The sequence below is a fragment of the Trebonia sp. genome, from assembly GCF_030042015.1.
Classification (GTDB): domain Bacteria; phylum Actinomycetota; class Actinomycetes; order Streptosporangiales; family Streptosporangiaceae; genus Trebonia.
In genome coordinates this window covers 1-9144 of record NZ_JASIAL010000093.1, presented here as the reverse complement: position 1 = coordinate 9144, position 9144 = coordinate 1, and the positions used below count along the sequence as shown (strand labels likewise).

The 9144-nt window shown below is 69.8% G+C and carries 11 protein-coding genes and 1 pseudogene; 5 read left to right on the top strand and 7 right to left on the bottom strand.

Features of this window, described 5'->3' with window-relative positions; translation table 11 throughout:
* The 5 genes and pseudogenes from Q1N79_RS04680 to mshA form a co-directional block, all read right to left on the bottom strand.
* Positions 1–183, bottom strand: a pseudogene (locus Q1N79_RS04680) (M56 family peptidase); the annotation flags it as partial.
* Positions 138–578 (bottom strand): BlaI/MecI/CopY family transcriptional regulator, encoded by a 441-nt coding sequence (locus tag Q1N79_RS04675; protein ID WP_300604894.1) that lies wholly within the window; start codon positions 576–578, stop codon positions 138–140. The pseudogene Q1N79_RS04680 and the gene Q1N79_RS04675, both read right to left, overlap by 46 nt.
* A 4-nt stretch (positions 579–582) precedes the next feature.
* Positions 583–1551, bottom strand: coding sequence for a DMT family transporter (locus tag Q1N79_RS04670; protein ID WP_300604891.1), 969 nt, complete (start codon positions 1549–1551; stop codon positions 583–585).
* Positions 1548–2105: a YbjN domain-containing protein gene (locus Q1N79_RS04665; RefSeq protein WP_300604889.1), complete on the bottom strand. Its 558-nt coding sequence runs from the start codon at positions 2103–2105 to the stop codon at positions 1548–1550. The genes Q1N79_RS04670 and Q1N79_RS04665 overlap by 4 nt, the downstream gene beginning before the upstream one ends.
* A gap of 5 nt (positions 2106–2110) precedes the next feature.
* Positions 2111–3391 (bottom strand): D-inositol-3-phosphate glycosyltransferase, encoded by a 1281-nt coding sequence (gene mshA / locus Q1N79_RS04660; RefSeq protein ID WP_300604886.1) that lies wholly within the window; start codon positions 3389–3391, stop codon positions 2111–2113.
* A gap of 108 nt (positions 3392–3499) precedes the next feature.
* Between mshA and Q1N79_RS04655 the strand changes: the two genes are divergently transcribed.
* From Q1N79_RS04655 to Q1N79_RS04645, 3 genes are all read left to right on the top strand, one after another.
* Positions 3500–4243, top strand: coding sequence for a phosphoglyceromutase (locus Q1N79_RS04655; protein ID WP_300604884.1), 744 nt, complete (start codon positions 3500–3502; stop codon positions 4241–4243).
* A gap of 303 nt (positions 4244–4546) precedes the next feature.
* On the top strand, positions 4547–5647 hold the full coding sequence (locus Q1N79_RS04650) for an ATP-binding protein (protein ID WP_300604901.1): 1101 nt from the start codon (positions 4547–4549) through the stop codon (positions 5645–5647).
* 42 nt (positions 5648–5689) lie between these two features.
* A complete protein-coding gene (locus Q1N79_RS04645; protein ID WP_300604881.1) occupies positions 5690–6376 on the top strand; it encodes a response regulator transcription factor in 687 nt (228 codons plus the stop codon).
* Positions 6377–6432: 56 nt separating this feature from the next.
* Here Q1N79_RS04645 and Q1N79_RS04640 read toward each other — a convergent pair whose 3' ends face one another.
* Together Q1N79_RS04640 and Q1N79_RS04635 are read right to left on the bottom strand one after the other, a co-directional pair.
* Positions 6433–7044 carry a copper chaperone PCu(A)C gene (locus Q1N79_RS04640; RefSeq protein ID WP_300604878.1) on the bottom strand — a complete coding sequence of 204 codons (612 nt, stop codon included), beginning with the start codon at positions 7042–7044 and terminating at the stop codon, positions 6433–6435.
* A 180-nt stretch (positions 7045–7224) separates the two neighbouring features.
* Positions 7225–7908, bottom strand: a complete 684-nt coding sequence (locus tag Q1N79_RS04635; protein ID WP_300604875.1) for a hypothetical protein — start codon at positions 7906–7908, stop codon at positions 7225–7227.
* 397 nt (positions 7909–8305) lie between these two features.
* Between Q1N79_RS04635 and Q1N79_RS04630 the strand changes: the two genes are divergently transcribed.
* Together Q1N79_RS04630 and Q1N79_RS04625 are read left to right on the top strand one after the other, a co-directional pair.
* The gene (locus Q1N79_RS04630; protein WP_300604872.1) at positions 8306–8788 is read left to right on the top strand and encodes a CarD family transcriptional regulator; all 483 of its coding nucleotides are present in this window, start codon (positions 8306–8308) and stop codon (positions 8786–8788) included.
* 190 nt (positions 8789–8978) lie between these two features.
* A partial coding sequence (locus tag Q1N79_RS04625; protein ID WP_300604898.1) for a 2-C-methyl-D-erythritol 2,4-cyclodiphosphate synthase occupies positions 8979–9144 on the top strand: 166 nt, incomplete at its 3' end.

The following is a 9144-nucleotide window of genomic DNA, read 5'->3' as shown; positions in this document are numbered from 1 at the left end:
GACGCCGGCCGCGAGCAGCGCGCCTACCGCGGCGAGGCCGCCGGCCAGGCCGAGGGCCTGCCACAGCAAAATCGCGGCCGCCGGGGACCTGCGCGGCCAGGAAGCGCGCAGCAGCACGCTCGCGCTCTGCGTGCTCCCTACGGCGACCGCGGCGAGCAGCGCCGCGACGGCCAGTTCCCCCATAACCCGATCTCGCTGTCTCCTTCGGCTTGCTGCTCGCGCTGCTCCCGCTCGAGCCGTGCCAGCGCCTCGCGCAGGACCACTGCCTCGGCGCCTGACACGCTCTGCGCGAACCTGGCGAGTGCGGCATCGCGGTCACCAGTTTGCTCGAGCGCGGTCAGCATGAGTTCCGCCACGTATGCCTCGCGGGTCGCCGCAGGCCGGTACCGCCAGGCACGGCCGTCCCGCTCCCTGCGGGCGAACCCCTTTTTCGCTAGCCGGTCAAGCACCGTCATCACGGTGGTATGGGCCAGGTTGCGCTGGGTGAGCCCGTTGCTGACCTGTCTGACCGTCAGTGACGACTCCGTTTGCCAGAGGACTTCCATGATGGCCCGCTCGAGTTCGCCCAGCCTGTTCACGACGTTACTGTACCGTCGGCGCGGTTTCCTTAACCATAGGCGCGTTCTCCGAAGCGAGTGGCGATTTCGCGATACGCACGCAGCCCATCACGATCGCCGCGAGCGCGAGGATCTCCGCGGGCAGCCACCACCCGATGCGCAGATCCTCGTTGAACAGGGTGACACCGTAGCTGATGCTTATCAGCGCGTCGCCGACGGTGAGCATCGGCTGGGAGGCGACGAGGCTGCCTGCCTGCAGCGCGTTCTGCAGCAGGAACAGCGAGCCGACGCCGGCCGCGGCGGCCGCGTAGATGTGCCACGACGTGAAGAACTGGACCGCTCCGGCCGCCAGATCGGACATCGCGTTCTTCATCAGCGCCGCGGTCAGCGCGTAACCGCAGGCGGCGGCCAGCCCGAGCAGCGCCGCCCGCGGCTCGCCGCGCAGGCCTATCGCGGTGGTGATGAGCAGGGCCTCGAAGCAGGCGGTGACGATCAGGGCGATCACCCAGCTGGAGTCTGGCGCGGAGGCGGCGGCTCCGCTTGGCTGGGCCATGGCCAGCCCGGCGCCGAGGGCCAGCGTGGTGACGATGATCGCGCGCCACGGCAGCTGGTTGACCGTCCCGTGCCGGATGAGCAGCGTGGCCAGCACCAGCGTGACGGGCAGCTCGATGATGAAGATCGGCTGCACGAGGGCGATCGGGCCGGTCGCGAGCGCTGCCGCCTGTGCCACCGCGGCCACGATGACCATGCCGATCCCGGCCAGCCACACCCGCCGCCGGATCAGGTCGGCCATCAGCGACAAATGCATGGACCGCTCGGGCGGCACCTGGGCGGCCGCCTTGCGCTGCAGCACGGACGCGGTGGCGTTGCTGGCGGCGGTGGCCAGCGCGAACACCACGCACAGCAGCAGATGGACGGTCAGGTGCGGCGCGTGCGGCAGATGCACCCGAATGTGCGGTCCGTGCAGATGCAGGGCTAGGTAAATTCCGGTCACGACGGGTCCGGATGGTCGTCGACGTAGGTTTTCGCGCCCCGGTCGCCGATGAGGGACGCGAACGGGCGCAGGTTGGCCAGGCTTTCACCGCGTTTCTCCCGCCATTCCCATTCCCGCCGGATCGCGGAGCCAAAGCCGATCCTGAGCGCCTCGTTGAACGTCTCGTCGGAGTAGGCGAGCACGCACCCGAGCAGGCGGTCGATCTCCGCCTCGGAGATCGCGGCGAGCGGCAGGCGACCGGTCAGGTACACGTCGCCTGCCGCGTCGAGCGCGAAGTGCACGCCGTACATGCGGCCATTGCGCTCGAGCAGGAACCGGTAGAAGGCCGCGTGGTTCTCATCCGGCTGGCGGCAGAAAAAGGCCTCCACCTGCAGGCTGTGCTGGCCGGCGATCAGCCAGGTCATGGTGGCGAGCTTATGCTCGCCCGCGAGGCGGACCAGGCAGGCGCCCGGCTCGGGGCGGGTGTAGTCCAGGCCGAGTTCATCGAGCACCGCCGCGATCGCATCGCCCGGCGGCACCAGGCCGCGGGACGGTTCGGCATCGTGCGGCGCCATGTCCGCTACGCCCCGACCTGCGCTGCTGCCTCGTCCATGGCACCGGTATACACCGCGGCAAGCCGGTCGACTGTGGCGGACCACCCGAACCCGGACGCGTGTCGCAGGGCGCCGGCCGAGAGTTCCCGCAGGCGCCGGGGCGCGCGGATCAGTTGCCTGATGGCCCGCGCCCACTCCGCCGGGTCATGGCCGTCCACGAGGACACCGGAGTAGCCGTCCCGTACCACTGTGCGCAGCCCGCCGACGCTCGCCGCCACCACGGGCGTGCCGCACGCCTGGGCTTCGAGTGCCACCAGGCCGAAAGACTCCGAATGCGACGGGGTCAGGACGACCGTCGCCGCCCGGTACCAGTCGGCAAGCTCGGGCTGCGGGCACGGCGGCTCGAACCGGACGGCGCCGTCCATGCCGAGCGCAGCCGCCAGCTCCCGCATCCGGTGCGGGTCAGCGCGTTCGGCCCGGCCGCTCGGACCGCCGACGAGCACGACCTTGAGCGTGCTGGCGAGTTCGGCGTCCGCCTGCATCAGCCGTGCCGCGGCCTTCAGCACGATGTCCGGCCCCTTGAGCGGCTGCACCCGGCCCACGAACAACAGGACCACGTCGTCGGGTGCCAGGCCGAACCTGCGCCGTGCCCGCTGCCGCGCGCCCGCCGGGCCGGGCCGGAAAACGCTCAGGTCGGCGCCGGGGTTGACGGTCCGCACCTTGGCGGGGTCGGCCCCGTACAGCTCGGTGAGCTGGCGCGCCTCCTCGGCGGTATTGGCGATCAGCCGGTCAGCGGCGGACACCACTTCGTGCTCGCCCCGGATCCTGTCGTCGGGCTCAGCCGAATCGCCCGCGGCGAGCGCCGCGTTCTTGACCTTCCCGAGCGTGTGCATCGACTGCACGAGCGGGACGCCCCACCGCTCTTTCGCGGCTGCCCCGACCTTGCCGGACAGCCAGTAGTGGGCGTGCACCAGGTCATACCTGCCCGGCTCGGCCTCGGCCTCGGCGCGCAGCACCTCGAGAGTGAACTGGCAGACGTGGGCGGGCAGTTCGGTCTTGTCGAGCTCTTCGAACGGGCCCGCCACGACGCTGCGCACCAGGACCCCTGGCGCGAGTTCGGCCAGCGGCGGGGTGTCACGGCAGACCGCGCGGGTGAAGATCTCTACCTCGGTGCCGCAGGCCGCCAGGCGCTTGGCCACTTCGACGACGTAGACGTTCAGGCCGCCGGCGTCGCCGGTACCAGGCTGGTCGAGCGGTGACGTGTGAACGCTGAGAGTGGCGATTCGCCGCGGGACGCGCTGGGGCACCGTAGACACAGTTGTAACCAACCGCGACCGCCCTATTCGTGTTCCCGCGCGGCTTTGCGCACCTTGCCCTGCAGGGCGCCCCGCTGGGCGGCGGCTAGGCTTACCCGTATGGGAACCCTCGTGCTGCTGCGCCATGGCGAGAGCGACTGGAACTCCAAGGGCCTGTTCACCGGCTGGGTGGACGTCGGGCTGGCAGCGAAGGGCGTGCAGGAGGCGTCGGCATCCGGGCGGATGCTGGCCGACGCCGGGCTGCGTCCCGATGTCGTGCACACCTCGGTGCTCACCCGCGCGATCGCGACCGCGAACGTGGCGCTGGAGGTGGCCGGGCTCGGCTGGCTGCCTGTGCACCGCTCGTGGCGGCTGAACGAGCGCCATTACGGGGCCCTGCAGGGCAAGGACAAGGCGCAGACCCGCGAGGAGTTTGGCGACGAGCAGTTCATGCTGTGGCGCCGGTCGTACGATGTCCCGCCGCCCCCGATCGCGGACGACGACCCCCTCTCCCAGGCCGGCGATCCGCGCTACGCGTCGCTGCCGCCGGAGATCAGGCCGCGCACGGAATGCCTGCGGGACGTCGTCGCCCGGATGCTGCCGTACTGGTACGACGGCATCGTCCCCGATCTGGCCGCGGGCCGCACGGTGTTCGTGGTGGCGCACGGCAACTCGCTGCGCGCCCTGGTCAAGCACCTCGACGGGATCAGCGAAGCGGCGATTGCCGAGCTCAACATCCCCACAGGCATCCCGTTGCTCTACGAACTTGACGCGGCGTTCCGTCCCGTGCAGCCAGGCGGGCGCTACCTGGACCCGGAAGCCGCGGTCGCCGCCGCCGAAGCCGTTAAGAACCAGGGCCGCTGACAATGACCTCGCGGCGTCCCGCTGGCGCACGGGGTGCCGCGACTGTCGCAGCGGAACCCCCGGCCACACGGCCGGATGACGACTTTTGTATGTATAAGACGTGTCCAGAAATAATCCTCGAAGTGAACATCCGGAAAAGAGTGAAATTTCCCGCAACCTGCCGATTGTGGACGCCGGGGCACATCCGCATACCATCGGATACGTGAGTATGGACTGGTCACATCGATGCACGCTGCCTTCGTCCCGTGCATCAGCGCTGGTCCGGGATCTCGCGTGGTGCTGAGGACGCGGGCCGGCGCCGGGGTGCGGCAGCCGCGCAGCGCGCGCTTGCGCGCGGCGCAACAGCCGGCGAAGCTCCCGCCAGGAATCGCCTCCGTGCTGTCCGTCCTTTCGTCGTCCGCCGTTGTCGTGGACAGCGAGGACCGGGTACTGCGCGCCAGTTCCGCGGCGCGGGCGTTCGGGATCGTCAAGGGTGACCGGCTGATGGTGAGCGAGCTGCTCGCCCTCGCCCGGCAGGTCCGCCGTGACGGCGAGATCCGCGAAGGCGAGTTCGAGGTCCCTGTGCCGCGGTTCGGCGGCCGGACCACGAGCTTCGCGGTCCGGGTCGCGCCGCTGTCGGGGACCGTGGGCGGCGGTGGCCTCGTTCTCGTGCTCGCCGAAGACCAGACCGAGAGCAGGCGCGTGGAAGAGGTCCGCAGGGATTTCGTCGCCAACGTGAGCCACGAGCTCAAGACCCCTGTCGGCGCGCTCGCCCTGCTGGCGGAGACGATCGAGGACGCCGCCGAGGACGCCGATGCGGTCCGCAGGTTCGCGGGGCGCATGCGCCAGGAAGCGGCGAGGCTGACGTTCCTCGTGCAGGACCTCATCACGCTGTCCCGGATCCAGGCGGCGGAACCGATGCCCGATCCGCGCCCGGTGGAGGTGGACGCGGTGGTCGCCGAGGCACTTGACCGGTGCCGGATGAAGGCGAACGCGCGCGGCATCACGCTCGCGTCCATCGGGGTCCGCGGCCTGTTCGTGCTCGGCGAGGAGGACCTGCTGGTCACCGCCGTGCGGAACCTGCTTGAGAACGCGGTCGTCTACAGCCCGGAGCGCACTCGGGTGGTCGTGTGCGTGAAGAAGCCAGGCGACGGCGGCGTCGAGATCAGCGTGACCGACCAGGGCATCGGCATCCCGGAACGTGACCTGGAGCGGATCTTCGAGCGTTTCTACCGTGTCGACCCGGCCCGCTCGCGGGTTACCGGCGGCACCGGGCTCGGGCTCGCCATCGTGAAGCACGTGACGGCCGCCCACGGCGGCCGGGTGACCGTGCGGAGCGTGGAAGGCGCGGGCTCTACGTTCACCCTGTGGCTACCACTGCGGAGCGAGCATGACGGCACAAGCGCCGATCGGATACGCGCCTAAAATTCCCGCCCTATCCCGGATACCCCGTCAGGAGGGACTTCATTGACACGCGTGCTCGTGGTCGAGGACGAGGAGTCGTTCAGCGACGCGATCTCGTACATGCTCCGCAAGGAGGGGTTCGAGGTGGCCGTCTGCGCGACCGGCCCGGATGCGCTCGAGACCTTCGACCGCACCGGGGCCGACCTCGTACTGCTTGACCTGATGCTGCCCGGCCTGCCGGGCAGCGAGGTCTGCCGGTCGCTGCGGGAACGGTCCAGCGTGCCGGTCATCATGCTGACCGCCAAGGATAGCGAGATCGACAAGGTGGTCGGCCTTGAACTCGGTGCCGACGACTACGTCACCAAGCCGTTCTCCTCGCGTGAGCTGGTGGCCCGCATGCGGGCCGTGCTGCGCCGCCGCGGCGACGTCGAGGAGGTCGCCGAGGCGACGCTTGAGGCCGGCCCGGTGCGGATGGACGTCGAGCGGCACGTGGTCAGCGTCCGCGGCGAGCCCGTGCAGCTTCCGCTGAAGGAGTTCGAACTCCTGCAGGTCCTGCTCCGCAACGCCGACCGGGTGCTGACCAGGATGCAGCTCATCGACCGGGTGTGGGGCGCGGATTACGTGGGTGACACGAAGACGCTTGACGTGCACATCAAGCGGCTGCGGGCCAAGATCGAGACCGACCCGGCCAGGCCGCGGCACATCGTCACCGTCCGCGGACTCGGCTACAAGTTCGAGTCTGTCGGCTGACCGCTTAGATTATTCCGAACGATCAGCCGCGACTGTCCCAGCCGACGGCTATCCGGTCAGCTGGACGGCGACGGCGACGGCGTGGCGCTCGTCTTGGCCGCGGGCGTCTTGGTGGCGGAAGCGCTGGGGGTGGGGGTCGGTGCCGCGGAGTAGGTCGCGTAGTAGTACGACTGCGGCTCGACCGGGACGGTGATCGTGAGCGAGCCGGCGTGCTGGAAGTTCAGCGTCACCACGACCGTCTGCCCGCCGCTGAGCGGCTTCTTGAGGCCGTTGAGCACGACGTGCGGTTCCGGCCCGGTCAGGTAGACGGGGTAGTTCACGGGGAGGCTGATCGTGCCGCCGGTGAGCTTGACGCTGGCGGCCGCGCCGGGCGCCGACGCGCTCACCAGCGCGTCGGAGCTTGACCCGCCGTTGAAGAGCCCGAGGAACAGGCCGGCGGACGAGCCGGCCGGCAGGGAAGAGCCGGACGGGGCGGCGAGCACGAAAGCGTTGCTGATCGTGATTCCGTCGAACACGGTGTGGGTGCCTGCCGACGCCTGGTGGAACTCGAGCGTCGGGGCGTTGAGCCCGGCCTCGCACCCGGCGGTAGCCAGGGTCAGCAGGGCCATGGCACCGATCCCGATCAGCAGGCGGCGCGCCACGGTCTTCCCGGAGCTGCTGCGGATCACGCGAATGCCTCCTCGGTACTGGTGACGGGAGGGATGCGAGCACTCCCGTGGCGGCCACGCGGCCTGCCGGTCCACTACAGGCCGTAGAAATCGTATCGGTACTCGCCGCGCCCGACGCGCCGGGCCGGCGCTTCCCCGCCGGGGGTCCGGCTGTTCCTGGCGCTCGGCTGTTCCTGGCGCTCAGCTGACGGCCCGGCTGCCGGGCAACCTGAGCTCGCGCAGATCCGGGCCGAGCTGGAAGCCGGCCGGCAGGGTCCGGCGCACCCGCGCGGTGGCGTCGCTGTAGACGAGGGCAACGGTGAGGCCGTGCGGGTGATAGGCGGCGCCGAGCACGTTGCTCCTGTCGTAGACCGCCACCGCGGTGCCGCCGCCGTACCGTGCCGTCAGGTCCGCCAGCTGCGCAATGGCGGTCCCCGCCGCCACGAAGTACAAGGCGACGTGTGCCGCGGCCGCCTGGCCGGCCAGGCGGCGCAGCGCAGGGCCGCAGTCGCAGTCCGCGGGCACAAGCGCGAGTGCCGAGCTCCGCAGGCTCCGCACCTGCACTGTCCTGTCGTCAAGCTGCACGGTTCCGGCCGGCAGGCTGGTCAGCGCGGTCCCGGCTGGCTGGGTGGGCGTCGCGGAGGACGCTGGCGCGGATGCCGGGCTGATCGTGATGACCGAGAGCATCGCGCCCGCGAGCAGCAACAGCGCGGCGCAGGTCGCTATCAGCGGCACGATCGCGGCATGCCCGCCGGACCCGCCGCGGGCGAACGGCCGGAACAGCCGCATGATCCGCTGCCGCCGTCGCCGTGCGCGCAGCTCCCGGCGGTATGCCAGCACGTCGCGATCGAGCTCCCGGGCATCGTCCGGGATCACAATGTTCACCGGAGGCAGGTTGCCATCGTCCCGCTCCGGCTCGCTGGCGAAGCTCACGGGTACCTCTTCCGGCCGCGGCGGCAGGCCGCGGCCCCTCTCCCTTCCAGTATGAGCCAGCGCTGGCGGCACGCGGACTCACCGGCCGCGATTCCCAGAGCCGACGGTGATCCTCAGGTAGACTAAAGTTCCGTCGTCAGCGGTGACGTGCGGGACCCGTAGTACTGGCGAGCTGACCGAGGTCGGCCCAACGCAGCTGCGCATCGTGCCTGGCTGGCCCATATGCCTGTTGAGTGCCTTGGCGTATGCTCGAAATTAGCTTATTGACCTGCATATTTGCCATCAAGGGCATTTTATCGCTGGTCCGGGTCATGGTAAGATAGCCTCCAGCGGAAGGGGTACTTGCCAGATGTCTTTTAAGGTCGGCGATACCGTCGTTTACCCTCACCATGGGGCTGCTCGCATCGAAGCCGTCGAGACTCGGACGATCAAGGGCGAGGAGAAGACCTATCTAGTCCTGAAGGTCGACAAGGGTGACCTGACCGTACGGGTGCCCGCAGACAACGCGGAGCTTGTCGGCGTGCGGGATGTGGTGGGTCAGGAAGGGCTAGAGCGGGTGTTCGAGGTGCTCCGTGCCCCGCACACCGAAGAGCCCACGAACTGGTCGCGGCGGTACAAGGCCAACCTGGAGAAGCTCGCTTCCGGTGACGTTAACAAGGTTGCCGAGGTCGTCAGGGATCTGTGGCGCAGGGACAAGGAACGTGGCCTGTCCGCCGGCGAGAAGCGGATGCTCGCCAAGGCCCGGCAGATCCTGGTGAGTGAGCTGGCGCTGGCCGAGAAGACCAACGAGGACAAGGCCGAAGCCCTGCTCGACGAGGTGCTCGCGATTTAGGTCCGGGGGGGCGACCCCCTGGAACCCCCGGCTGCGCCTTTACGGCGCACCCGCTCCGGGGATCCTGTGGGCGAGTAGCGGACCTTCCCGGGTGGCGACCCCCCGGCTGCGCCTTAACGGCGCGCCTGCTCCGGGGATCGTGCGGGCGGGCTGGTATGTGCGGTCACGGTAACCTGCTGCGGTGGAGAACATGCCGCGGGTTGGGCTTGGGGTTGACGTGCATCCGTTCGAGGCGGGGCGCGTGCTGCACCTGGCGGGGCTGGAATGGCCCGGGGAGACTGGCCTGGCAGGACATTCCGACGGTGACGCCGCCGTGCACGCGGCATGTGACGCCTTGCTGTCAGCTGCCGGGCTCG

What these genes read in the sequence shown, in the direction of transcription:
- Q1N79_RS04665 (WP_300604889.1), bottom strand. Translation starts at nt 2,105, where the DNA reads ATGGCGCCGCACGATGCCGAACCGTCCCGCGGCCTGGTGCCGCCGGGC.
- Q1N79_RS04655 (WP_300604884.1), top strand. Translation starts at nt 3,500, where the DNA reads ATGGGAACCCTCGTGCTGCTGCGCCATGGCGAGAGCGACTGGAACTCC.
- Q1N79_RS04630 (WP_300604872.1), top strand. Translation starts at nt 8,306, where the DNA reads ATGTCTTTTAAGGTCGGCGATACCGTCGTTTACCCTCACCATGGGGCT.